16 protein-coding genes are annotated in these 25,806 nt (G+C 72.2%); 6 read left to right on the top strand and 10 right to left on the bottom strand.

Annotated features, from left to right (window positions below; translation table 11 throughout):
* Positions 1–7: 7 nt before the first annotated feature.
* The 8 genes from ACQP2O_RS17060 to ACQP2O_RS17025 form a co-directional block, all read right to left on the bottom strand.
* Positions 8–745: a pseudouridine synthase gene (locus tag ACQP2O_RS17060; RefSeq protein ID WP_433185529.1), complete on the bottom strand. Its 738-nt coding sequence runs from the start codon at positions 743–745 to the stop codon at positions 8–10.
* The gene (gene scpB / locus ACQP2O_RS17055; RefSeq protein ID WP_433191052.1) at positions 742–1,410 is read right to left on the bottom strand and encodes an SMC-Scp complex subunit ScpB; all 669 of its coding nucleotides are present in this window, start codon (positions 1,408–1,410) and stop codon (positions 742–744) included. Before scpB ends, ACQP2O_RS17060 begins: the two co-directional genes overlap by 4 nt.
* A 1-nt stretch (position 1,411) precedes the next feature.
* Entirely contained in the window at positions 1,412–2,236 is an 825-nt protein-coding gene (locus tag ACQP2O_RS17050; protein WP_433185526.1) for a segregation and condensation protein A, read from the bottom strand.
* Between the two features lie 100 nt (positions 2,237–2,336).
* Positions 2,337–3,227: a ParA family protein gene (locus tag ACQP2O_RS17045; RefSeq protein WP_433191050.1), complete on the bottom strand. Its 891-nt coding sequence runs from the start codon at positions 3,225–3,227 to the stop codon at positions 2,337–2,339.
* Between the two features lie 141 nt (positions 3,228–3,368).
* A complete protein-coding gene (gene xerD, locus ACQP2O_RS17040; protein WP_433185524.1) occupies positions 3,369–4,280 on the bottom strand; it encodes a site-specific tyrosine recombinase XerD in 912 nt (303 codons plus the stop codon).
* 74 nt (positions 4,281–4,354) lie between these two features.
* Entirely contained in the window at positions 4,355–5,008 is a 654-nt protein-coding gene (locus tag ACQP2O_RS17035; RefSeq protein ID WP_433185521.1) for an NUDIX domain-containing protein, read from the bottom strand.
* Positions 5,005–6,663 (bottom strand): CTP synthase, encoded by a 1,659-nt coding sequence (locus tag ACQP2O_RS17030; protein ID WP_433185519.1) that lies wholly within the window; start codon positions 6,661–6,663, stop codon positions 5,005–5,007. The genes ACQP2O_RS17035 and ACQP2O_RS17030 overlap by 4 nt, the downstream gene beginning before the upstream one ends.
* 195 nt (positions 6,664–6,858) lie before the next feature.
* A complete protein-coding gene (locus ACQP2O_RS17025; protein WP_433185516.1) occupies positions 6,859–8,958 on the bottom strand; it encodes a hypothetical protein in 2,100 nt (699 codons plus the stop codon).
* Positions 8,959–9,146: 188 nt separating this feature from the next.
* Here ACQP2O_RS17025 and pip point away from each other — a divergent pair, with 188 nt between their 5' ends.
* The 6 genes from pip to ACQP2O_RS16995 all read left to right on the top strand — a co-directional run bounded on the left by pip (position 9,147) and on the right by ACQP2O_RS16995 (position 17,042).
* Entirely contained in the window at positions 9,147–10,103 is a 957-nt protein-coding gene (pip, locus tag ACQP2O_RS17020) for a prolyl aminopeptidase (RefSeq protein ID WP_433185513.1), read from the top strand.
* Between the two features lie 55 nt (positions 10,104–10,158).
* Positions 10,159–11,082, top strand: coding sequence for an arginase family protein (locus ACQP2O_RS17015; RefSeq protein ID WP_433185510.1), 924 nt, complete (start codon positions 10,159–10,161; stop codon positions 11,080–11,082).
* 152 nt (positions 11,083–11,234) lie between these two features.
* Positions 11,235–12,401 (top strand): thiolase family protein, encoded by a 1,167-nt coding sequence (locus ACQP2O_RS17010; protein ID WP_433185507.1) that lies wholly within the window; start codon positions 11,235–11,237, stop codon positions 12,399–12,401.
* An 85-nt stretch (positions 12,402–12,486) separates the two neighbouring features.
* Complete coding sequence (locus tag ACQP2O_RS17005) at positions 12,487–12,879, top strand: Zn-ribbon domain-containing OB-fold protein (RefSeq protein WP_433185504.1); 393 nt, start codon at positions 12,487–12,489, stop codon at positions 12,877–12,879.
* Entirely contained in the window at positions 12,876–14,000 is a 1,125-nt protein-coding gene (locus tag ACQP2O_RS17000; protein ID WP_433185501.1) for an NAD(P)H-dependent flavin oxidoreductase, read from the top strand. The genes ACQP2O_RS17005 and ACQP2O_RS17000 overlap by 4 nt, the downstream gene beginning before the upstream one ends.
* 138 nt (positions 14,001–14,138) lie before the next feature.
* Entirely contained in the window at positions 14,139–17,042 is a 2,904-nt protein-coding gene (locus ACQP2O_RS16995; RefSeq protein WP_433185499.1) for a hypothetical protein, read from the top strand.
* A gap of 13 nt (positions 17,043–17,055) precedes the next feature.
* On the opposite strand, the gene ACQP2O_RS16990 is transcribed toward ACQP2O_RS16995, so the two are convergent.
* Positions 17,056–24,189 carry an SDR family NAD(P)-dependent oxidoreductase gene (locus ACQP2O_RS16990; protein ID WP_433185496.1) on the bottom strand — a complete coding sequence of 2,378 codons (7,134 nt, stop codon included), beginning with the start codon at positions 24,187–24,189 and terminating at the stop codon, positions 17,056–17,058.
* Between the two features lie 24 nt (positions 24,190–24,213).
* Entirely contained in the window at positions 24,214–25,797 is a 1,584-nt protein-coding gene (locus ACQP2O_RS16985) for an acyl-CoA carboxylase subunit beta (protein ID WP_433185493.1), read from the bottom strand.
* Positions 25,798–25,806: the final 9 nt, after the last annotated feature.

The raw sequence follows: 25,806 nt of genomic DNA, 5'->3' as shown, positions 1-25,806 counted from the left end.
CGGCCTTCTAGAGCTCCACGGCGGCGTACAGCTCGCCGATCTCCTTGGTGTTCAGCGCACGGATCGTCCCGGACTTCAGCCGCCCGAGCTTGATCGGGCCGAACTCGATGCGCGCCAACTGCTGGACCGGGTAGCCGACCTCCGCGAGCAGACGCCGGACGATGTGCTTGCGCCCTTCGTGCAGGGTCACCTCGACGAGGACCCGCTTGCCGACCTGGTCGAAGATCCGGAACTCGTCGGCCTTGGCGAACCCGTCCGCCAGCTTGACGCCCTTCTTGAGCCGGCGGCCGAGATCGCGGTCGACCGGCCCGTGGACCTCGGCAAGGTAGGTCTTGCTGACGCCGTAGCTCGGGTGCATCAGCCGGTTGGCCAGCTCCCCGTCGTTGGTCAGCAGGATCAGGCCCTCGGTCTCGGTGTCGAGCCGCCCGACGTGAAACAGGCGCTCGGGAACGTCGCCGACGTACTCCATCAGGGTCTTGCGCCCCCGCGGGTCCGACATGGTGCTGACGATGCCCCTGGGCTTGTTGAGGGCGTAGTAGCGAAGCTCGGTACGGGTCGGGATGCGCTTGCCGTCGACGTGGATCACGGCGGTCTGCGGGTCGACGCGGGCGCCGAACCACGTTATCTTCTCGCCGTCCACGGTGACCCGGCCGGCGGCGATCAGGTCCTCACAGGCGCGCCGACTCGCGATGCCCGCCTCCGCGAGCACCTTCTGCAGTCGTACGCCCTCATTCGTCTGGTTCACTGCTGGAGTTCCTCTATGCCTTCCAGGTCGTCAGGTAGGTACGGGGCGAGATCGGGCAGCTCGTCCAGGTCGTTCAGGCCGAGCCGCTCGAGGAAGTAGCCGGTCGTACGGTAGAGCACCGCCTGGTGCTCCGGGTCGTGGCCCGCCTCCTCGATCAGGCCCCGAAGGGTCAGCGTGCGGATCACGCCGTCGCTGTTGACGCCCCGGATGGCCGAAACCCGCGCCCGGCTCACCGGCTGCCGGTAGGCGACCACGGCGAGCGTCTCCAGAGCGGCCTGGGTCAGCCTCGCCTGCTGGCCGTCCCGGACGAAGCGTTCGACGACCGGAGCGCAGGTCTCCCGCGTGTAGAAGCGCCACCCACCGGCGATCTCTCTTAGGTCGAACCCCCGGCCCTGGGCGGTATATTCCGCGGCGAGCTCACGAAGCGCCTCGGCGATCTCCTGCCGGGGCCGCTCGAGGATCTGGGCGAGCGTCACCTCCGGCACCGGCTCGTCGACGACCAGCAGGATCGCCTCCAGTCCCGCGTGCAGCGACGGCTCGGCCTCCAGCGCCGCCTCTCCGGGCGCATCCGCCTGTCGACCGCTCTCGGAAGGGGCGTCGTGGGGCTCCGGCGGCGCCTCGCCGACGCGCGGGGCGGGGATGTGCTCGGATTCGGGGGATGGCATGTCAGTCATCGTCGGACTCCGTCGGTCGGCCGGTGTAGTCGTCACCGACCTTGATGTCGCCCTCGCCGGTCCCCGTCCAGGTGACGTGCAGCTCGCCGAGGGGCTCGTCCTGTTCGAAGGAGACGGCCTTCTCACGGTAGAGCTCCAGGAGGGCCAGGAAGCGGGCGACGACCTCGAAGGTGCCCGCGCAGTCGTCGGTCAGGACCTGGAAGGTCGCGCGCTCCAGCTCACGCAGGCGGGCGATGAGGATGTCCGCCTGCTCCCGCACGCTGGCCTGCGGGGCGTACATGTGCTCGATCGAGACGGTGGGCGGCCGCTTCGGCGCGAGGGCCCGGGCGGCCAGGGCCGCGAACTTCTCGGGCCCCAGGCCGAGGAGCACCTCCGGCAGGAGGTTGGCGAACTGCGGCTCCATGGGGACCGTGCGCGGGAAGCGGCGCGACTCGTCGGCGATCCGGCCGGCGAAATGCGCCGCGACCTCCTTGTAGGCGCGGTACTGCAGGAGCCGCGCGAACAGCAGGTCGCGGGCTTCCAGCAGCGCCAGGTCCTCTTCGTCCTCGACCTCCCCGGAGGGGATCAGCCGGGCGGCCTTGAGGTCCAGGAGCGTGGCGGCGACCAGGAGGAAGTGACTCGCCTGGTCCAGATCCCAGTCGCTGCCGTGGGACCGGATGTGGGCGATGAACTCGTCGGTGACCTTGTGCAGGGACACCTCGGTGATGTCGAGCTTGTGCTTGGAGATCAGCCCGAGCAACAGGTCGAACGGCCCCTCGAAGTTGTCGAGATGGACCCGGAACCCGCCCTCATGCTCCTCTTCCGCCTGCTCGCCCACCTCGTCAACGGTAGTCGAGGTCACGGACTCCCCTGCGGCGCCGTGTGGGCGCGGGACGGCCCACTACGGCGTGGGCCGGGGCCGGCCGACCGCGGGAGGGTCACCCGGCGAGCTGCCACCTCTGCAGCACCTCCTTGGCCAGCTCCCGGTAGGCGTTCGCGCCCATGGACGACGGGTCGAACCGGGTGATGGGCTCACCGACGACCGTCGCGTCCGGAAAGCGGACCGTGCGGTTGATGACCGTGTGGAATACCTGATCGCCGAACGCCTCCACGATCCGGCCGAGCACCTCACGGGTGTGGAGGGTGCGCGAGTCGTACATGGTGGCCAGGAACCCGTCGATGGTCAGCTCGGGATTGAGCCGGCCCGTGACCTTCTCGATCGTCTCCATGAGCAGCGCGACGCCGCGCATGGCGAAGTACTCGCACTCCAGCGGCACCAGGACGCCCTGGCTGGCGGCGAGCGCGTTGACGGTCAGCAGGCCGAGCGACGGCTGACAGTCGATCATGATGTAGTCGTAGTCGGAGACGACCGGCTTGAGCAGCCCGCCGAGGATGTACTCCCGGCCGACCTCGTGGACGAGCTGGACCTCCGCGCCGGACAGGTCGATGTTGCTGGGCAGCAGGTCCATGCCCTCGACGCTGGTCGGCAGGATGACCTCTTCGGTCTCCACGCCCCGCTCCATGAGCAGGTTGTAGATCGTCAGGTCGAGCTGACGCGGGTCGCCCTTGCCCAGGCCGACCGACAGCGCCCCCTGCGGGTCGAAGTCGACGAGCAGCACCCGGCGGCCCTGCTCCGCGAGCGAGGCGCCGAGGTTGATCGTGGTCGTCGTCTTGCCGACGCCGCCCTTCTGGTTGCAGACCGAGACGATGCGGGCCGGCCCGTGCTCGGCCAGCGGCGCCGGGTCCGGGAACGACGGAATGGGACGCAGCGTAGGCCCGAGTGGCGCTGCGTTACGCGGATCGGTCGCGATGGCGGTCGAGAGCGCCATTTCCGAACGTGCTCTCTCCTGCTCGCTGGGCTCAGTCACCAGCTCCTCGAACCTCCCCCGCGGCTGCGGATTGCCGTAGATGGGGACTCTAGGGCCTGTCAAGTAGGGCGGGCAAGGCGGCGCACCGCGCGGACGCTCTGATCACCCCAACGCACGCGGGTGTGCGGATGCGTAGACCTCGCGCAGCCGATCGACGGTGACCAGGGTGTAGACCTGGGTCGTCGTGACCGACGCGTGGCCGAGCAACTCCTGCACCACCCTAACGTCGGCGCCGCCGTCGAGTAGGTGGGTCGCGAAAGAATGCCGCAAAGTGTGCGGAGAGACGTCATCGAGCCCGGCGCGCGCCGCCGCCGACCGCAGGGTCGACCAGGCGCTCTGCCGCGACAGCCGCCCGCCGCGGGCGTTCAGGAACAGCGCCGGGCCGCCCTGGCCGCGGACGTTCAGCGTCGGGCGGGCCCGGACGAGGTAGGCCTCCAGGGACTCGCGGGCGTACCGGCCGACCGGCACGACCCGGTCCTTGCCGCCCTTGCCGCGCAGCAGCACGACCGCGTCGTCCAGGTCGACGTCGTCGACGGCCAGGCCGACGGCCTCGGAGATCCGCGCCCCGGTGCCGTACAGCAGCTCCAGGAGGGCGCGGTCGCGCATCCCGCGGGCGGTGTCCGCGGGCCCGGCGACGGCCAGCAGCCGCTCGACCTCGTCGATGCCGATGGCCTTGGGCAGCCGGCGCGGCGGCACGGGCGGCTTGACGTCCCGGGCCGGGTCGGCCGCCGACATGCCCTCCCGGACCGCGAACCGGTGCAGGCCGCGCACGGCGACGACCGCGCGGGCCGCGGACCCGGCGGCCAGCGGGGGATGCGCGTCGTCGCCCTCCCGCAGCACCGCCAGGAACGACACGACGTCGTCCTCACCGACCTGACCGATCGCCGTACGGCCGCGCGCGGTCAGCGCGTCGACGTAACGGCGCAGGTCACGCCGGTAGGAACTCAACGTGTTAGCGGCCAGGCCGCGCTCGACCGCGAGATGGTCGAGGTAGGCCCGGACCTGCGCCTGCAACGATCGTCCGACCTCTTCACCGGCGGCGGATATCAGCGGGGCACCTCATCCCGACGAGTCGTGGCGGACGGGGGTCACCACTCCGGGGCGTCGGGTGCGCGCAGGTCTCGAAAGCCGGCGGCCCGGGCGGCGTAGACCGCCAAGATACCCATGACGGCAAGGGGATTGTGGACCGCGCCGCGTTGTACGGTCGCGACCGCGTCGTCGAGCGGCACCCAGGCGATCGGCATGTCGGCCTCTTCGTGGATGCGCTCGAAGTCGTCCTCGCCCGCGGAGATCTCGCTGAGCCCCCGGGCGAGGAAGATCCGCGTCCGCTCGTTCGTCATGCCGGGCGACGTACAGGCGTCCAGCAGGGTGTGCCACTCGCGGGCCCGGTAGCCGGCCTCCTCAGCCAGTTCGCGGGCCGCGGTGCGCCACAGCGGCTCGCCCTCGACGTCGCGCAGCCCGGCCGGGGGCTCCCACAGCAGGTAGCCGATGGGGTGGCGGTACTGCCTCAGGAGCAGCACCCGCTCCTCGTCGTCCAGGCAGATCACCCCGACCGACCCCGGATGCACGACGACGTCGCGCGCGACCACCTCGGACTTCTCGCCGTGCGGCATCCGGACGCGGTCGGTGCGCACCTCGATGATGGCGCCGTCGAACCGCTGCTCGCTGCCGACGGTCTCCCAGCGACAGCGCTCGTCGGCGACGCCGTCCTCACCGGTGACGTGGCCTTGCGGCTCGCTCATCGGGCCCCGGTCTCGCCCAGCGCGGCGGCGACCAGGCCGGCGAACAGCGGGTGCGCCCGGGTCGGCCGGGACCGGAACTCCGGGTGCGCCTGCGTGGCGACGTAGAACGGGTGCCGATCGCGGGGCAGTTCGACGTACTCCACGAGGCGCTCGTCCGGGGAGAGGCCGGAGAACACCAGGCCGGCCGCCGCCAGCTCGTCGCGATAGGCGTTGTTCACCTCGTAGCGGTGCCGGTGGCGCTCCTCGACCTTGGCCGCGCCGTACATCTCGCGGACCAGCGAGCCCTCGGCGAGGTCGGCCGGGTAGAGGCCGAGCCGCATCGTGCCGCCCATGTCGCGCTCGCCCGCGACGACGTCGATCTGGTCGGCCATCGTGGCGATCACCGGGTCGGCGGCCTTCTCGTCGAACTCGGCGCTGTTGGCGCCCTCGATGCCGGCCAGGGACCGGGCCGCCTCGATGACCATGCACTGCAGGCCGAGGCAGATGCCGAGCGTGGGGATGCCGTTCTCGCGGGCGTAGCGGGCGGCCGACACCTTGCCCTCGATGCCGCGCACGCCGAACCCGCCGGGGATCAGGACGCCGTCCACGCCGCCGAGCTCGCGGGCCGCGCCCTCCGGCGTCTGGCAGTCGTCGCTCTTGACCCAGCGGATGTTGACCCGGGTGTCGTGGGCGAACCCGCCGTGCCGCAGCGCCTCCGTCACCGACAGGTACGCGTCGGGCAGGTCGATGTACTTGCCGACGAGCGCGATCGTCACTTCACGGGCGGGGTTGTGGACACGGTGCAGCAGGTCGTCCCACTGCTTCCAGTCGACGTCGCGGAATGGCAGGCCGAGACGGCGCACGACGTACGCGTCGAGCCCCTCGGTGTGCAGGACCTTCGGGATGTCGTAGATGCTGGGCGCGTCCACCGCCGAGACCACGGCGTCGGCGTCCACGTCGCACATCATGCTGATCTTGTTCTTCAGCCCCTGGGTGATGGGCCGGTCCGAGCGGCACACGATTCCGTCGGGCTGGATGCCGATGCTGCGCAGCGCGGCGACGGAGTGCTGCGTCGGCTTGGTCTTCAGCTCACCCGACGGGCCGATGTAGGGCAGCAGCGAGACGTGCAGGAAGAAGCAGTTGTCCCGGCCGATCTCGTGCCGGATCTGACGCACGGCCTCCAGGAACGGCAGCGACTCGATGTCGCCGACCGTACCGCCGACCTCGGTGATGACGACGTCGACGTCCGGACCGGCCATGCCGCGGATCCGGTCCTTGATCTCATTGGTGATGTGCGGGATGACCTGGACCGTGTCGCCGAGGTACTCCCCGCGCCGCTCCTTGGCGATCACGTTGGAGTAGACCTGGCCGGTCGTGACGTTGGCGGAACCGTGCAGCTCCGTGTCGAGGAACCGCTCGTAGTGGCCGACGTCGAGGTCGGTCTCGGCCCCGTCGTCGGTGACGAAGACCTCGCCGTGCTGGAACGGGTTCATCGTTCCGGGGTCGACGTTGAGGTAGGGGTCGAGCTTCTGCATGGTGACGCGCAGACCCCGCAGGGTCAGCAGGCGCCCGAGGCTGGAGGCCGTCAGCCCCTTGCCGAGGCTTGAGGCGACACCACCGGTGACGAAGAGATGCTTGGTGGTCCGGGTGGCTCCACCAATGACTGCCGAAGGCAAGAAAGACGCTCCCGTGGTCGTTGCTGCGGCGTTCACCGGTGTGGCGAACGGCCGAATGTCCACGGGCCACCAGAATAACAGGCGACTCTCCTGGTAGCGTCCGCCGATCCGATCAACGGCGACCGATCGCGCGGATCCCCGCCGTGCCGGACGAACCGATCAACGGCGTACGGCACCCGGCACCTCGCGGGCCGGTCAGCGGTAGCCGTTGGCGTAGCTCCCGGTGCTGTTCGGCGACATCCCGCTCTGAATCTGGCCGCTGAGCTCGTCGATGATCTTCCTGGCCTGGTCGGCGGCGGTCCGCGCCTGGTCCCGCTCGCTGGACAGCGCGGACAGGGCGTCGCGCTGCTGCGTGACGGCCTCGGCGAGCTGGTCGACCCACTGCTCGCGCTCTTCCAGCTTCTTGGTGATGGAATCGCGCTCGGTGGCGGCCTGCCGTGCCTGCGTGAGGGCCTGGTCGCGTTCGCGGACGGCGTCCTCGGCCCGGCGCTGCGCCTGGGCCAGCTCCGACTGGGCCCGCGCCTGTCCCCGCTCGGCGAGGTCCCGGCCGGACTCGGCCTTGGTCGCCTGGTCGAGCGCCCGGCGCCGGTCGGCGTCGAGCTCCTGGACGCGGCGGCGCGCGTCCTCGGCCTCCTTCGCCGACGCCGCCGACGTCTGCTGCAGGGTCAGCCCCTTCGCCTCCAGGTCGGCGGCCTTGGCCCGCAGGGTGTTCAGCTCGGACTTCGTGGCCTCGTGAGACTGCGACAGTTCGGCCGCGTGCTGGGAGAACCGGTCGCGCTCGCCCTCGACCGCCTTGCGCGCCGTCTGGGCCTCCCCGGCGGAGCGGTGTGCCTCGTCGCGGTCCTCACGCATCTGGTCGCGCTCGGCGAAGGCCTGCCGGGCGGTCGCCTCGGACTGCTCGGACGCGGTCCTGGCCTGGTCGCGCTCGGTGAACGCCTGCCGCATCGCGGCCTCGGCCTGCTCGGTCTGGACGCGCAGGCGCTCGACCTCCTGCCAGGCGGCGCCGGCCTCCCGCTGGGCGGCCTCCCGCTCGGCCATGAGCTGGCGCACGGCGGCCTCGGACTGTTCGGCGCGCTGCTCGGCCTGCCGTGCCTGTGCGAGGGCCTGGTCGGTCTCCTGGCGGGCGGCGACCGCGTCCTGCTGCGCGTGGTCGCGCTCGGTGAGGGCCTGGCGCATGGCCGCTTCGGACTGTTCCGCCTGGGCCCGCGCCCGCAGGCCCTCCTGCCAGGCCGTCTGCGCCTCCTGCTTGGCGGAGTCGCGCTCCGAGACCGCCTGCCGGGCGGTGGTCTCGGCCTGGTCGACGCGCTGCCCCATCTCGTCGACCTGGGCGCGCATGCGGTCGACCTCCTGCCACGCGGCGGTGGCGTCCTGCTGCGCGGCCTCGCGCTCGGCCATGAGCTGGCGCGCCGTGGCCTCGGCCTGCTCCTTCTGCCGGCGTTCGGCGTGCGTCTCCTGCTGCGCCGCCTCACGCTCGGCCATCAGCTGGCGGACCGCGGCCTCGGCGCCCTCCTTGGCCTGGCGCTCGGCGTGCGTCTCCTGCTGCGCGGCCTCGCGCTCGGCCATGAGCTGCCGCGCGGTCGCCTCGGCCTGCTCCTTGAGCTGCCGCTCCGCGTGCGTCTCCTGCTGCGCCGCCTCACGCTCGACCATGAACTGGCGGGCGGTGGCCTCGGCACCTTCCTTGGCCTGGCGCTCGGCGTGCGTCTCCTGCTGCGCCGCCTCACGCTCGACCATCAGCTGCCGCGCGGTCGCCTCGGCCTGCTCCTTGGCCTGCCGCTCTGCGTGCGTCTCCTGCCGCGCCGTCGCCGCGTCACGCTGCGCGGACTCGCGTTCGGTCATCATCTGCCGGACGGCGGCCTCGGCCTGCTCGGCGCGCTGCTCCATCTGGTCGTGGGAGGCGCGGATGCGCTCGACCTCCTGCAGCGCCGAGGCGGCGTCCTGCTTGGCCGACTCGCGCTCGGCGAGCATCTGCCGCGCGGTGGCCTGCGCCTGCTGCACCTGGGTGCGCAGCCGCTCCACCTCCTGCCAGGCGGACGCGGCCTCCTGCTTGGCCGACTCGTGCTCGCCCCGCACCGCCGCGATCTTCGTCTCGGCGTCCTGCTTGGCCTCGGCGACCTTCTGCTCGCCCTGCGCCAGCGCGCCGGCGAGCATGTCGGCCATTTGTCTCAGCCGGTCGACCACCTCGGCCGGCTGGTCCGCGTCACCAGGACGCGCCGGGAGGTTGGCGTTGCTGGGCGCCCACGACGACCCCGCGCCCTCCGGGGCATAGGAACCGCCCGAACCGTTGAGATCGCTCACATAGGGAACTCTAAGGGCGTCTCACCAAGCTGTCTGCCATGTCACGCAAGGTGTGGCGCAGGACTCGTGATGATTTCGAGATCTTCGGTACGTGATAAGACGGCTGTGACCAGCGGTGACTCAACGGAGCGCCGTCAACGGTCACTCTGCGGAATCACCCGCGCTTCGGACGGAAAGAATATTTGACCATGAGAACGCTCTACCCGCCGATCGAGCCGTACGCCTCCGGCCTGCTCGATGTCGGCGACGACGACCAGATCTACTGGGAGGTCTGCGGCAACCCGGACGGCAAGCCCGTGGTGATGTTGCACGGCGGGCCCGGTGGCGGATGCACGCACGGTCACCGGCGCCAGTTCGACCCGGAGAAGTACCGGATCGTGCTGTTCGATCAGCGCAATTGCGGGCGCAGCCGGCCGCACGCGAGCGACCCGGCCGTCTCGCTGGAGCACAACACCACGTGGAACCTCGTCGCGGACATGGAACGACTGCGCGAGCACCTGGGAATCGAGCGGTGGATGGTCTTCGGCGGCTCGTGGGGCAGCGCGCTGGCCCTGTCGTACGCCGAGACGCATCCGGAGCGGGTGACCGAGCTGATCCTGCGCGGGATCTTCATGCTGCGGCCGTTCGAGCTGTACTGGTTCTACCAGGAGGGCGCGTCGCTGCTCTTCCCCGACCTGTGGGAGAAGTACGTCGCCCCCATCCCCGAGGACGAGCGGGACGACCTCATCGCCGCGTTCGCCAAGCGGCTGGACGACCCGGACCCGGACGTACGGCTCCCGGCGGCTCAGGCGTGGAGCGTCTGGGAGGGCTCGACGATCACACTGCGGCCCGACCCGGACATCATCGCCGAGCAGGGCGAGGCCGACTACGCGGTGGCGTTCGCCCGGATCGAGAACCACTACTTCGTCAACGGCGGGTTCTTCGAGGACGAGCAGCTGATCCGGGACATCGACAAGATCCGCCACATCCCCGGTGTGATCGTCCAGGGCCGCTACGACGTCTGCACGCCGGCGGCGACCGCGTGGGACCTGCACAAGGCCTGGCCGGAGGCGGAGTTCCACATCGTCGACGACGCGGGCCACGCCTACATCGAGCCCGGCATCCTGCACCACCTCATCGAGGCCACCGACCGCTTCGCCCGTTGACGGCCGGATCCGCGACCGACAAGATGCAACCACCAAAATGATTTAGGTGGTGCTCATGACTCAGTCGGTAGCGGTCCTGGACGCTCCGTCGAACCTCGGGCTGCGGCCGCCGCACGACGGCCACCAGCCCGGGGTCCGCGGCCTCGCCGCCGCGCTGCGGTCGCACGGCCTCGTCGACCGGCTCGGCGCGGCGGACGCCGGCGGCGTCGAGCCCCCGCCCTACTCCTTCGCCGACGAGCCGGTCACCGGCTTCCGCAACGGCCCCGCCATCGCCGACTTCTCCGTACGGCTCGCGGACCGCGTCGGGAAGATCATCGACGAGGGGCGGTTCCCGCTCGTGCTCGGCGGCGACTGCGGCATCGTGCTCGGGCCGGTCCTGGCCCTGCGGCGGCGCGGCTCGTACGGCCTCGTCTACCTCGACGGCCACGACGACTACTCCCCGCTCCGGGACCCGGAGAGCCGTCGCGGCCGGTTCGCCGCCGGCGGCATGGCGCTCGCCCTCGTCACCGGGCACGGGCCGGCCGCGCTGACCGACATCGAGGGCCTCGGACCGTACGTCGCCGAGGAGCACGCCGTGCACATCGGCGTGCAGTACGAGCCGGAGGACCTCGTGCTGTACGACGACGAGCCCTTTCACACCTCGCGGATCCACCGGTATCCGATCGAGTACGTCCGGGAGCACGGCGCGGCGGCGGCCGCCGAGGCCGGGCGCCGCGACCTGGCGGCCGCGCCCGTCGCGGGGTACTGGATCCACATCGACGCGGACGTGCTCGACAAGAGCGTCATGCCGGCGGTCGACTCCCCCAATCCCGACGGGCTGTCCTTCCCGGAGTTCACCGAGGCGCTGGCGATCCTGCTGGCCGATCCCCGCGCGGTCGGCATGCACGTCGGCATCTACGACCCGGAGCTCGACCCGTCGGGCGAGGCCGGCCGCGCCCTGGTCGACGCCCTCGTCACCGCCTTCACCGCGAGGCGGTGACCCGCCCCTGGCCGACCGTCGCGGCGAAACGGTGACCCGACCCGGACCGGCCGTTCCCGCGAGGCGGTGACCCGGCGCCCCGCCCGAATCCGAATATCATTCGGTACGGTGGGTTCGAACGCACCGCGAGAGTGAGGCGGCGACGGTGAGCCATGGCTGAGACGGCGATCGCCGGGCTGGGCATGACCGAGCTCGGCAAGGTGTACGGCCCGAGTCCGCGGCGGTTCGCCGCGCAGGCCGTGCGCGCCGCTGCGGCCGACGCCGGGCTCGCCCTCACCGACCTCGACGGGCTCATCGTCAGCCCCGGCCTGCTCGGCTCCCCCGGCATCGAGCTGGCCCGCACCCTGGGCCTGCGCGACCTGCGCCTGCTCGTCCAGATGAACTCCTTCGGCGCGACCGCCGGCGCGATGGTGGAGCACGCCGCGTCCGTGGTCGCCGCCGGATCGGCGACCGCCGTCGCCTGCGTGTTCGCCGACGCGCCGCTGCGCCCGGAACGTTCCGCGGGCTCGGCGTACCACCGCGACGCCCACGAGTGGCACGGCCTGGACGGGCTGCGCGCCGCCCTCGGGTTCCGCAGCGTGACGGCCTACTACGCGCTCGCCGCCCGGCGGCACATGGCCCGGTACGGCACGACCAGCGAGCAGCTCGGCGCGATCGCCATCGGCACGCGGGCCTGGGCGGCGGGCAACCCCCGCGCGCAGATGCGGGAGCCGATCTCGCTGCGCGACCACCAGGAGTCCCGCTGGGTGGTCGAGCCGCTCCACCTCCTCGACTGCTGCCTGGTCTCCAACGGCGGCATCGCGGTGATCGTCACGACCGCCGAGCGCGCCCGCGACCTGGCGCGGCCGCCGGTGTACCTGTGGGGCTGGGGTCAGGGACACCCCGGGCACCGGCTCGAACGCGGGAGCGACTTCGGCCTGACGACGGGAGCGGCGATCTCCGGCCCGGCCGCGATGAAGATGGCCGGCGTCACGCCCGCCGAGATCACCATGTGCCAGCTCTACGACTGCTACACCTTCACGGTCCTCGTCTCCCTGGAGGACTACGGCTTCTGTGCCAAGGGCGAGGGCGGCGCGTTCGCCGCGAGCGGCGCGCTCGGCCCCGGCGGGACGCTGCCGACCAACACCGGCGGCGGGCAGCTGTCGTCGTACTACATGTGGGGCATGACCCCGTTGTCGGAGGCCGTCATCCAGGCGCGCGGCGACGGCGGCGCACGCCAGGCGCCTCGGAACGACCTGATCCTGGTCAGCGGGAACGGCGGCGTCCTCGACCACCACTCCGCGCTGATCGTCGGCCCGCACCCGAGGGGGCGCCGATGAGCGAGCCGGAAGGGCGCGACGCGGCCTGGACCGAGGAGCGCGGCGACGGGGGAAGGCCGCGTCCGAAGGCGTCCTGGAGGCACCCATGAGCGCGGCAGGGCACCCGTACGGCGTCGTGCGGCGCGACGGCCGCTCCGATCCGTTCTTCGACGGCGCGGCGCGGGACCGGCTGATGATCCGGCGGTGCGTCCCCTGCGACCGCTGGTACGCGCCCGACGCCGGCGGCTGCCCCGAGTGCGGCGCCGAGGAGCTCGTCTGGGCCGAGGCGAGCGGCCGGGCGATCCTGGTGTCGTGGGCGGTCGCGCACCTCCCCGGCGGCGAGACGGCACCGCTGGCGTTGGTGGAGCTCGCCGAGGGACCGTGGATGTACGGGCGGCTGGACCGGGTGACCGCCCCGCGAGAAGGCCTGCCACTGCGTGCGCGCTTCGTCCACCCGGACGAGGGCGAGAGTCATCCCGTTTTCGAGGAGCAGGATTGAAGACCGAGGTCTGTGACAGGTTCGGGATCGAGTTCCCGCTGTTCGCCTTCAGCCACTGCCGCGACGTCGTCGCGGCGGTTACCAACGCGGGCGGCTTCGGCGTCCTCGGGGCGGTCGCCTACAGCCCGGACCGTCTCGAGGAGGAGCTGCGCTGGATCGACGACCACGTCGGCGGTCGCCCGTACGGCGTCGACGTCCTCGTCCCCGGCAAGATCGCGAAGGAGGCGGCCGAGGGCTCGGGCTCCCTGCTGTCCGCCGTGCCGCCGCAGCACTGGGAGTTCCTGAAGGGCCTGTTCGAGAAGTACGGCGTGCCGGTGCCGGAGGCCGCCGCCGACCCCCGCGTCGACGGCGTGGGACGTCAGGTCACCCAGCAGGGCGCGACCGAGCTGATCGACGTGGCGCTGGCCCATCCGATCCGGCTCATCGCCAGTGCGCTCGGCCCGCCCCCGCCGGTCATGGTGGAGCGGGCCCGTGCCGCCGGAGTGCCCGTGGCGGCGCTGGTGGGCACGGTCGAGCACGCGCGGCGCCAGGTCGAGGCCGGAGTGGACCTGATCGTGGCGCAGGGCGGCGAGGCCGGCGGCCACACCGGCGAGATCTCCACGATGGTGCTCGTCCCGGAGATCGTCGACGCCGTCGCGCCGCTGCCCGTCCTCGCGGCGGGCGGCATCGCGACCGGACGGCAGATGGCCGCGGCGATGGCCCTCGGCGCGTCGGGCGTCTGGTGCGGCTCGGTCTGGCTGACCACCGAGGAGGCCGAGACACTGCCCGCGGTGAAGGCGAAGATGCTCGCGGCGACCTCCCGCGACACCGTCCGCTCGCGATCGCGCACGGGCAAGCCGGCCCGGCAGCTCCGCTCCGCCTGGACCGACGAGTGGGACTCCCCCGACAGCCCCGGCCCGCTGCCGATGCCGCTGCAGATGATCGTCGCCGAGGGCGCGATGGCGCCCATCGGCAAGGCCGCGGAGGCCGGCAACGAGGGCGCCCGGCAGCTGGCCAACTACTTCGTCGGCCAGGTGGTCGGGCAGATGAACACCGTCAAGCCCGCCCGTCAGGTCGTCTACGACATGATCGAGGAGTTCGCCGACGCCCTGGAGCGCCTGAACCGCATCACCGACGCCTGACAGCGCGCCTCTCTGTCCTGATTCGAGGTTCTGGTCGGGGCGCATCCCCACCTGCCGTGAAAGTGCCGGTTTCGCCTCGTACGCTGCATTCACGGCGGTCGATCACCGTCGCCCGATCCGATCTCGCGGGGGGTGGGCGTGAGTGCCACGGGGCCCGCCAATGCGGCCGAGGACGTCCTGAGCACCCAGGTCGGCCGTGAGCTCCTGGAGTTACTGGACGGGCGCACCAGGGCGCATCCGTGGCGCCTCGGGAGCCAGGCGCTCCCCCTCATGGTCCTGGAGGCGGCGGACCCGGACGTGGACGCCGACGCGTACGTCGACGCCCTGGCCCAGGCGGCCGCCGCGGCGGACATCCCGCACCTCGCCCTGTCGCTCCCGGACTCGCCCGCCTCGTCCCCAACCGAGGGTGAGACGGGAGAGGGCGCGGAACGGACCGCTCCGGCGGAGATCGGCCTGCTGGACACGCTGGCCAAGCCGAACGCGTGGCCCGGCGACCGCTCTGCCGCCGGCCGCTTCCGGTTCCCCCGGTCGGACCTCGTCCGGTCCTTCGAGCAGGCGGTCAAGAACGCCGCGGACAAGAACAGCGCGCATCCCTCCTCGACCACGCCCGCCGAGGAGTGGTACGACGCGGCCGTCCTGCTTCCGTGGACGCGGCGACCGCTGACCGCGCCCGTGTGGTGGTCGACCGTCATCGTCCTGATCGCCGCGATCTTCGGCGGCATCGCCCAGGGCGTCGCGGACAAGACGCGGATCGGCACGCTGCTGATGATCTGCGTCATCCTGCTGGGCGCCGTCGCCCTCGCCGCCGGGCTGGTGAACCGGAGGATCTGGCTGCCGGTCCTGTCCCGCGTCGGGTTCGGCACCCGCTACCGGTGGCTTGCCGCCTCGTCGTTCTTCGCCGTCCAGGGCAACCGGGGGTTCGACGGGCGGCTGAACCGCGAACTCGACCACATCCACCAGGCCGTCGCGACGGGTTCGGCCCGCTCGGCGGAGTCGTGGCTGCAGACCAGGACCTTCGCGTTCCTGGAGGACCTGCGCGCGCGGCACCGCAAGCTGTCCCCCACGCTGCGGGGATTCAAGCGGCCCGTGCCCTCCGTCGTCTTCCTCAAGAACGTCACCGGGCGGAACGGCGGTGTCGCGCTGCTGCTGGCGATGAGCGACGTGCGCAGCCGCCGCAGCGAGCTGCATCCGCTGCTCGTCGTGGCCTCGGTCGACCACGCCCACCGGGCGGACATCGACGACCTGCCCGGCGTCCGCCGCACCGCGGACGCGCTCTCTCCGCTGGCGCGCTACGAGCAGTGGCTCGAGTCCCTGGCCCGCGCCCAGGGGCCGAGCGCGCAGGTGGCCCTGCCGTGGCTGCTGCGACTGCCCATCTCCGTCGGCAGCCCGATCCGGGCGGCGCCCCCGCCGCTGAAGCTCCGGATCCGCCCGCGGTGGACCTGGCTGTGGTCGGGCCGGTCGCTGCTGGTGCTCCTGGCCGCCCTCGCCGTCGGCGGATCGTACCTGCACGCGCAGCTCACCTCGACGCACTGCAGCGTGCACGGCCTGTTCTTCGCCAACACCGACACCCGGCTGCGGACCGACACGGCGGGCAGCCGTGAGTGCGTGGGGATCGCCACGAGCGGTGTCCGCTTCGAACGCGGACCGGTCAGCACCGCGCTGGGCGGAGGACGTTCCGGGCCGAACCCCGCCCACACCGCCGGCCAGATCACGCTGGCCGACCTGGAGGACCGGATCACGGCGGAGAACACCTGGGTGCTGGGCACCCACCGGCCCTACGTGACGATCCTGTACGTGGGGATGATGACGGCCGCCAACGGCCAGGAGAACAGCGCGGTGAGCACGATCCGCCAGCTGGCCGGCGCGTACCTCGCCCAGCGGAGCAACAACCGGCCCGAGTCCGGCGGCGGCGACAACCCCCTGAAGATCCGGCTCCTCGCCGTCAACGCGGGCCAGGACATGGCCTTCTCCAAGATCGCCGCGGACCGCATCCTCTCCATGGCGCGCCGGGACCGCACGGTCGTCGGTGTGGTCGGCTTCGGCCGCAACACCGCCGAGTCGCAGCAGGCGGTCCGCCGGCTGAACGCCGCCGGCCTGGCCGTCGTCGCCCCGGTCAACTCCTCCGACACCCTCCCCGCGCTGCCGCACTACTACGGTCTGGCCGCGACCGACAACGACGAGGCCGTGGTCGCCCGCAAGGCCCTGGGCGGCCGGCGGCCCGGGCGGACGCTGATCGTCTACCGCTCCCCCGGATCGGGCAACGACTACGGCGCGGAGCTGGCCGAGGACGCGCGGAGGGCGTTGCAGGTCGGCCCGTCCTCCACGATGCTGCGCTACGACGGCACCGACGACATCGGCGGCAAGGTCCGGGCGGCCTGCCGGAGCTCGACGGGCGCCCGCTACGACCTGGTGTACTTCGCCGGGCGGACCGAGGACCTCAGTGGCCTGATCAACGCTCTGCGCGACGGCGGCTGCGCCGGCCGCGCGCTGACGGTGCTCGGCGGGGACGAGGTGTCCCGGTCACGGTTCGGCACCGGCCGCACCGACGTGCTGCTGCCCCGGCCGATGACCGTCTACTACACGACGCACACCTACCTGCCGAACCTCGTGGCCGGCGGCCGCGACGCCGACAACCCGTTCTTCGTCCTGGCCCGGAACGAGCTGGGGATCGGCCCGGCGGAGCGCTCGACGCTGCTGGCCGACGGCCAGATGGTGATGACGTACGACTCGGCCTCCGCGCTGACGCGGGCGGCGGAGAACGCCTTCGGGACGTTGAACCTCGCCGCGCACGACGGCCCCCGGAGCCCGGGCAGCGCGTCGGTCACCTCCGGTTCGGTCCTGCTGACGCTTCCGAACCTCAGCTACCAGGGCGCCACCGGAGTGATCGACTTCACCGGCGACCAGCACGTGAGCGGCGGCTCCGGCCGCCGGGCGCTCACGCTGGTCAAGGTCACCGGCGGCGACGTCGGGGCCGCGCCCACAGCCGTCTGCGGTCAGCTGGCGGGCGGGGCGCCGGCACCCGGCCTTCCACGGTGCCAGTAGCGCCTGAGGCCCCTCATGCCTCGAACGACTTCGTGAGGCGTCCGATCATCTCCGGGAGGTGGTCCCGGAGATAGAAGTGATCGCCCGCGTAGACGTGCGTCGTCACGGAGCCGGTCGCCTGCTCCGCCCATCCCTCCAGGTGTTCGGGCCGGCAGAGCGGGTCGTCGTCGCCGGCGAAGACGACGATGCGGCAGCCGAGCGGACCGGATGGCGCCTCGTACCGCCAGGCGCGGTACAGGGCGTAGTCGTACGTCAGCGCGCGCCTGGCGCGTTCGAGCAGGGCCGGCTCCCGCCGGATCTCCGGCGGGATGAAGGCGAGAGCCTCCAGGGCCTCGGGACTCTCTTCGCGGAAGAGGCGTTCGGACAGCTCGTCCATTCCGGGGCCGTCGGGCGCCGGCATCGCCGAGAGGCCCAGCGTCACCGGCGCGATGCCGTGGCCGTGCCAGAGGGCGCGTGCGGTCTCGAACGCCAGCAGGCTCCCGCCGCTGTGCCCGAAGAACGCGAAGGGGCGTGCGTCCGGATTCGCCGCGATCATCGCCGCCAGCTCATCCGCGAGCGCGAACAGGTCGGTGCGCGGTTCCTCCTCCGCGCGGTCCTCGCGCCCGGGCAGTTGCACGGCGTGCAGCTCGACCTGCCCGGGCAGCAGGTCCGTCCAGGGCAGGTAGGTCGACGCCGAACCGCCCGCGTGCGGGAAGCAGTACAGCCGCATCGTCGCCTCGGGCCGCGGAGCGAACGTCCGGAACCAGCGTCCGGTCGCGTCGCCGGCGGGTGGAGCGTCGCGGTCGGGGACCTCCAGATCGAGATGTTCCAGCAGCCGGCCGGCCAGCTCTCCCGCGGTGGGATGGGTCCACACGACGGTGGCGGGAAGCTTCACCCGCAGGTCCACCTCGAGCCGGTTGCGCAGTTGCAGCGCGGTGAGCGAGTCGAATCCGAGGTCGAACAGCACCGTGGTCGAGTCGATGGAGGCGCTGCTCAGCCCGAGGATCACTCGCGTGCACGTCCCGAGGTAGCTCAAGGCCGTCCTGCGTCGCTCTTCGGGCGGCGCGGCCCGGAGCCGGGCGGTGATGCCGTCGTCGAGGGATTCGGCGATCCGCCGGACCGGCATCTCCGCGAAGAAGGCGGAGTCGGCCGCGCTCGGGGCGGCGTGGAACCAGTGCTCGGGATCGTGGACGAACACGCCCGCGTTGGTCCGCTCGTGGTCGATCAGCTCCGCCAGGGAGCGCAGGCCTTCGGCGGTGCCGAACGCGGCGTACCCGCGGTGCCCCAGCTCCGTGGCCCGGCCGGCCTCGCCCCAGACGCCCCAGTTGACCGCCTGGGCGGGCAGCCCTCGGGAGCGCCGCCACCGGGCGAAGGAGTCGAGCCAGTCGTTGGCCGCGGCGTAGTTGCCCTGCCCCGGGCTGCCCAGCAGCGACGCCACGGAGGAGAACAGCACGAACCAGTCGAGTGGAAGGTCGGCGGTCGCCTCGTGCAACCGCCAGGCGCCGGTCACCTTCGGCCGCCACACGCGGTCGAGCCGCTCGGCGTCCAGATTGCTCAGGGCGCCGTCGTCGAGGACGGCCGCGGCGTGCAGCACCCCGGAAAGCGCCCGCCCGTCCGCGGTCGCCGCCGCGACCAGCCGCTCGGCCACGTCCGGTTCGGCGATGTCGCCGCGGACGACCTCCACCTGCGTGCCGCCGGCGCGGATCTCGGCGAGCGCGGCGGCCGCGGTCTCCGACGGTGCCGACCTGCCGCCCAGCACGATCCGGCCGGCGCCGTGGTCGGCGAGCCATCGCGCGAGTTCCAGGCCGAGGCCGCCGAGGCCGCCGGTGAGGACGTAACTCGCGCCTCGGCGGACGACCGGCCTGCCACCGGGCGGGAGGGCCACGTCGACCTCGCCCTGCCGGGGCACGGTGAGGACCAGCTTACCGATGTGCTTGGCGGCGGCCATGTGCCGCAGCGCCGTCGCCGCCTCGGTGAAGGCGAATTCGGTGCAGGTCGGCGGGGCGAGCCTCCCGGCCGTGAACTCCTCACGGAGTTCGGTCAGCAGCTCCCGGATCAGCGGACGGCGCTCGCGGCCGAGCAGGGCCAGGTCCACGGCGGCCACCGTGATGTTGCGGCGGAGGGCCAGCAGACCCAGCTTGGCGTTGGCGTAGATGTCGCGTTTGCCGATCTCGATGAACCGTCCCCCGATGTTCAGCACCTCGAGACCCGCGAACAGGGCCGGCCCGGACAGCGAGTTCAGCACCAGGTCGACCCCCTCACCGCCGGTGGCGGCGAGGGTCTGGGCGACGAAGTCCAGCGACCGGGAGTCCATCACGTGCTCGACGCCCAGCTCACGGAGGTACTCGCGCTTGCGCTCGCTACCGGCGGTGGCGAAGACCTCCGCGCCGAGTGACCGGGCGATGGCGATCGCGGCCAGGCCGACGCCCCCGGTCCCCGCGTGGATGAGGATCCGCTCGCCGGCGGTGAGGCGGCCGACCCGCGTCAGCGCGTACCAGGCGGTCAGGTGGGCGGCCGGCACGCCGGCGGCCTGGACGTCGGTCATGCCGTCGGGTACCGGAACGACCGTCTCGGCGGGCAGTGTGACGAAGGTGTCGGCCGTACCGTCGTGGAACGCCATCACCCGGTCGCCGATCCGCAGGTCGTCCACTCCGGGGCCGACCCGGGCGATGACACCGGCGCATTCCAGGCCGAGCCGGCCGGAGGTGCCGTGCAGGTCCGGGAACAGGTCGAGCATGTGCATGACGTCGGCGAAGTTGAGCCCGACCGCCCGCGTCTCGATCTCGACCTCACCGTGCGCCGGCTCGCGACGCGGCCGTGCGACCACGCCGATCGTGTCCAGGTCGCCGGGCCGGGCGATCTCGAGAGAGATACGGTCCCGGCCGTACCGCCGGGTCCGCCGCGGCCTGGTCCGCCAGGTTCCGTCGCTGACGGGTGCGTTCACCAGCCGCGCCGTCCACCGCCGGCCGCCCCGCCACGCGATCTCGTCGTCCGAGCCCCCGGCGAAGAGCTCGGCGACGAGGTCGCCCACCGCGCCGGTACCCGGCTCGACATCGACGAGGGTCGTGCGCAGGCCGGGATACTCGCACATCGCCACCCGGGCGACACCGCGCAGCCCACCGTGGGCGAGCGCCGGCGTGTCATCCCCGGTGACGGGCTGAGCGCCCTGGGTGACGACCCACAGCCGGGGCGCACCGGCCTCGGACATCAGTCCGGTCAGCTCGACGACGCGCATCACCTCGTCACGGCACCGGTCCCCGATCTCCGGCTCCGCCGGCGCCGTCGGGGACGGGAGGACGACGACGTCCGTCACCGAGGCCAGGGTCTCTCTCACCTGCGGACCGGTGGCGTTCAGCAACGTGGCGGTCGCCCCTGACGCGGCCAGTTCGGCGTGCAACGCCGCCGGCAGCGGATCGTCGCCGTCACCGAGGACGAGCCAGCTCCCACGGGTCGTGACCGGGCGGTCCAGCGGCGCCGGCCTCCACCGGATCTCGTGGAACAACCGCTCATGTCGCGAGGCGGGCGCCTGCCCTTCCATCGGCGCGAACCGCACGTCGGCGGCCTCGGCCACCACGGACCCGTCCTCGGCCAGCAGCCGAAGCGTCCCGGTCGCGCCTTCCGGCGAGGCCGCCCCCAGCGTCGCCTGGCAGTACGCGGCGGTCTGACCGGGGATGAGGACACGCAGCGACCCCACCTCGACGGGGAACAGCAGCCGTGATCCGGCGCTGCCGGTCGCGGCGACCGCCGCGATGAGAAGCGTCTGCAGGCACGCGTCGAACAGGACGGGATGCAGCCGGACCGGGCCGGCGAGCGCCCGGGCCGCGGGCGGCACGCCCACCCGCGCGAGCGTCCCGCCGTCGGCCGCCCGGCGCAGGCTCTCCACCCCGGCGAAGGCCCGGCCGTGGTGATAGCCGTCGGCGCGGAGTTCGGCGTAGCGGTCCTCCACGTCGATGTTCTCGTCGTACGCCGTGCCCAGGGCGGTCAGGTCGACCGGCTCAGGGCGGGCGGTCCGCGGCAGGTGGCGCAGTTCGGCGGTCGCGTGAGTGATCCACTCGTCGTCGTCGCCCTTGGTGAGCATCTCGACGACCGCCGTGTCCGCGCCGCGCGGGGTGAGCGACGTGTAGAGCGTCGTGTGCTCGTCGAGCGGCAGCAACCGGACGAAGCGCAGGTCGGACAGCTGGACGTGTTCGGCGGCGCAGTCGAAGAACTCGGTCCCCGCGGCCAGCGCGGTCTCGCAGTACGCCGCTCCCGGGAGGACCGTGACGCCTTCCACCTGGTGGTCGGCGAGCCACGCCAGCGCGCCGGTGCCGACATCGGCCTGCCAGACCTGCCGGCGCCCCGGCTCGGGCACGGCCGTGCGCGCGCCGAGCAGCGGTGGCCGGATCTCCTCCCCCGCCGCCTGCCGTGCCGGGTGGGGCAGCGGCAGGTCGATCCAATGGCGGATCCGGTTCCAGGTGGTCGCCGGGGCCTCGATGAGCGAGCCGGCCGCGTGCCGGCCGAAGTCGATGGGGACGCCGGCGCAGTACAGGCGGGCGAGCTGGCCCATGATCGTTCGCAGGTCGTCGTTGTCACGCCGGATGGTGTGCGCGACGACCGCGTCCGCGTCGATCTCCTCGAGCGTCTCCCGCATCGCGTGGCCGACGATGGGGTGGACCGACACCTCGAGGAACACGGTGTGGCCGTCCTCGGCCGCGGCCCGGACGGCGCCTGCGAACCGGACCGGTCTGCGGAGGTTGTCCGCCCAGTACGCGCCGTCGAAGGCCACCGTCTCCCGCGGATCCCCGGTGACGGTCGAGTAGACCGGCACGCCGGGGCATTCGGGCCGGATGTCGGACAGCGCATCGATCAGCCGAGGGGCGTACGGGTCCAGATGCGGCCCGTGCGCCGCCACGTCGGCGGCCACGAACCGGGCCGTCAGCCCGCGTTCCTGCCAGCGCTCGACCAGGCGCCGGACCGGTTCCGGGTCTCCCGCGATCACGGTGGCCGACGGAGCGGAGATCACCGCCACAGTGACGCCGGTCACCTGCCGGAGTTCCTCCTCGACCCGCCGATGCGGGAGGTCGACCGAGGCCATCGCCCCGGTACCGGCCAGCGGGACCAGTTGCGCGGCGCGGCGGCAGCTGACCTTTACGCCGTCCTCCATCGACAGGGCGCCGCAGACCACCGCTGCGGACACCTCGCCCATCGAATGCCCGAGCACCGCCGCGGGCTCCAGGCCGAGGGACCGCCAGACCGCCGCCAGCGCCACCTGCGCGGCGAACAGGGTCACCTGGACGCGGTCGATCTCGGTGACCACCTCCGGAGCGCGCAGCGTGTCGGTCACGGAGAAGCCCGCCTCGGCGGCGATCAGCGGCTCGAGTTCGGCGATCGTCGCGGCGAAGACCGGTGCCTCCTCGAGCAGGCGGCGCCCCATCCCGGCCCACTGCGAGCCCTGACCGGAGAACACCCAGACGGCGCCCACGGCGGCCGCGTCGCGTACGGTGCCGGAATCCTCCTCCTCGCCTTCGGCGAGCCGGCCGAGCCGGTCGATGAGCTCGTCCACGGAGGCGGCGACCACCGCCGTACGCGCTCGGTGGTGCGAGCGCCGTACCGCCAGCGTGTGCACCACGTCGTCGAGGTCGACGCGGTCGCGGGCGTCGGTCAGCCACCGCGAGAGCCGCGCGGCGGCCGTGCCCAGCATCTCCGGGGCGGTCGCCGACAGCGGCACCAGCGCCGGGCGCGGCGCGGAGCCCGCCCGCGTCTCCGTGGCCGTCACCGACACCGGAGCCGGACGCGATGTGGAGCCCGTCCGCGTCTCCGCGACGTTCACCGGTGCCGGAGCCGGACGCGGCGCGGAGTCCGTCCGTGTCTCCGCAGCCGCCGGCCCGTCCGTGTACTCCTCCAGGACGATGTGCGCGTTGGTGCCGCTGAAGCCGAATGAGGACACCGCCGCCAGCCGCGTCGGCGCCGCCACCGGCCACGGGCTCGGTTCGGTCGGCACGAAGAAACGGGTGCCGTCCGGAGAGATCTTCGGGTTCCAGCGCTCGAAGTGCAGGTTGGGCGGGATGACGCCGTGCTGGACCGCGAGCACGGCCTTGATGAAGCCCGCGATGCCCGAGGCCGACTCCAGATGGCCGATGTTCGACTTCACCGAGCCCAGCGCACAGCGTCCCGCGCCGTTCCCGTAGATCGGGGACAGCGCGCGGAACTCGATCGGGTCGCCGACCGGCGTCCCCGGGCCGTGGGTCTCCACCAGCCCGACGAGGCCGGGGTCGATGCCCGCCTGTTCGACCGCCGCGGCGTAGACCATGCGCTGCGCGTCCTCCGACGGGTGGACCAGCCCCTGGGACCGCCCGTCCTGGTTGATCGCGGAGCCCCGGATGACCGCCAGCACCCGGTCGCCGTCGCGCCGCGCGTCCGCGAGCCGTTTGAGGACGACGACGCCGACGCCCTCGCTCCTGACGAGGCCGTCGGCGCGGGCGTCGAAGGCGTGACAGCGGCCGGTGGGCGAGAACATCCCCCACCGGGTCCCGGACAGCATGAACTCCGGGCTCAGCATGACGTTCACCCCGCCGGCCAGCGCGAAGTCGGACTCACCGGTCCGCAGGCTCTGGACGGCCAGATGGGTCGCGACCAGCGAGGACGAGCAGGCCGTGTCGACGGCGACGCACGGCCCGTGCAGCCCCAGCACGTACGAGACGCGTCCCGCCGCCGTGCTGTGCACGTTCCCGATGGTCCCGGCGTACGCGTCGATCTCGTCGTAGTGCGCACCCAGGCGGACCGCGTTGTCCTGGCTCCAGATCCCGACGAACACGCCGCCCTGCGTCCCGGTGACCTCGCGCGGCGGTATTCCGGCGTACTCCAGAGCCTCCCAGGAGGCCTCGAGGAGGAGCCGGTGCTGGGGGTCCATCGAGGCCGCCTCGGCGGGCGAGATGCCGAAGAACGCGGCGTCGAACCCGGTGATGTCGTCCAGCGTGGCGGCCCAGCGCGTGTTGGACCGGCCCGGCGTCTCCCGATCTGGGTCGTAGAAGGCGTCGACGTCCCATCGGTCGAAGGGGCCTTCCCGGACCGGGTCCCGCTTCTCGATGAGCAGCCGCCAGAGGTCGTCCGGCGAGTCGACCTCCCCCGGCATGCGGCAGGCCATTCCGATGACCGCGACCGGTTCGTTCAGTCGACGTCTTCCGTCCACGAGCGGCTCCGACTCATCAAGGTTTCAGAGGGGGATGTTTCCGTGCCGTTTCGGCATCGACGTCTCTCGCTTGTTGGTCAAGATGCGCAGTGCGCCGGCGATGCTCTTCCGGGTGTCGGACGGAGCGATCACCGCATCGACATAACCGCGTTCCGCGGCGCGATAAGGCGTGCAATGAGTCTCGTCGTACTCATCGATCAGCTTGACGCGGATGTCCGCCGGATCCGCCGCGGCGCCGAGTTGCTCCCGGTGCAGGATGTTCACGGCGGCCTCCGCGCCCATCACGGCGATCTCGGCGGTCGGCCAGGCGAAACAGAGATCCGCGCGTAGGTGCTTCGAACCCATGACGACGTACGCTCCGCCGTAGGCCTTACGGATGATCGTGGTGATCTTCGGAACGGTGGCCTCGGCGTAGGCGTACAGGAGTTTCGCGCCGCGCCGGATGATTCCGTTCCATTCCTGTTCGGAGCCGGGCAGGAATCCCGGCACGTCGACCAGCGTCACGATCGGGATGTTGAACGCGTCACACGTCCGCACGAATCGGGCGGCCTTCTCCGACGCGTCGATGTCCAGGCACCCGGCGAGTCTCATGGGCTGATTCGCCACGATGCCGACGGAGTTCCCGTCGATCCGGCCGAAGGCACAGATGATGTTGGGCGCGAACAGCGGCTGAACCTCGAGGAATTCGCCGTCGTCGACGATGGCGTTCAGCACCGTGTACATGTCGTACGGCTGGTTCCTGGGCCCGGGGACCAGTGAGTCGAGCACGGTCCCGTCCGGGTCGCCGCCCGCCGCGTAGGCGGGGGGCGCGTCGTGGTTGTTGTCGGGCAGGTACGACAGCAGGTGCCGGACGTAGTCGATCGCGTCCTGCTCGTCCGCGGCGAGGTAGTGGGCGTTGCCGGAGCGCGTGTTGTGGACCCGCGCGCCACCGAGTTCCTCGAGCTCCACCCGCTCGCCCATGGCGACGGAGAGCACGTCCGGGCCGGTCACGAACATGTGCGATCTCCGGTCCACCATCACGACGAAGTCGGTGAGCGCCGGCGAGTACGCCGCGCCTCCGGCGCACGGGCCCATGATCATCGAGATCTGGGGAACGACGCCCGACAGGCGCACGTTCCGGAAGAAGATCTCGCCATAGAGCGCTTGGGCGACGACCCCCTCCTGGATACGCCCACCGGCGCCGTCGTTGATGCCCACGACCGGGCAGCCCACCTTGGCGGCCAGATCGAGGATCTTGCAGATCTTCTCGCCGTGCGCCTTGCCGAGCGTGCCGCCGAACACCGTGAAGTCCTGGGCGAAAACGGCCAGCGGCCGGCCGTCCACGGTGCCGTGGCCGATGATGACGCCGTCGCCGTACGGGCGGTCGGCGGACGCCAGATCGGCCGAGTGGTTCCGTGCCAACGCGTCGAGTTCGACGAAGGACCCGGGGTCGAGGAGCAGTTCGATGCGTTCCCGGGCGGTCTTCTTGCCGCGCGAGCGTTGCCGGGCGATCGCCTGAGGCGTTCCGGGCGACCTCGACCGCGCCGCACGTTCGTGGAACTCGGCGAGCTTCGCCGCCGTACGCCCGCGGTCCGCGGCAGGCTCCGCCGTGGCTCGGTCGTCCGTCATCGCGGGCGA

It is taken from the genome of Actinoallomurus sp. CA-150999 (assembly GCF_050942425.1).
In the GTDB taxonomy this organism is placed as follows: Bacteria; Actinomycetota; Actinomycetes; order Streptosporangiales; family Streptosporangiaceae; genus Actinoallomurus.
This window is presented reverse-complemented; position numbering and strand designations above follow the sequence as displayed.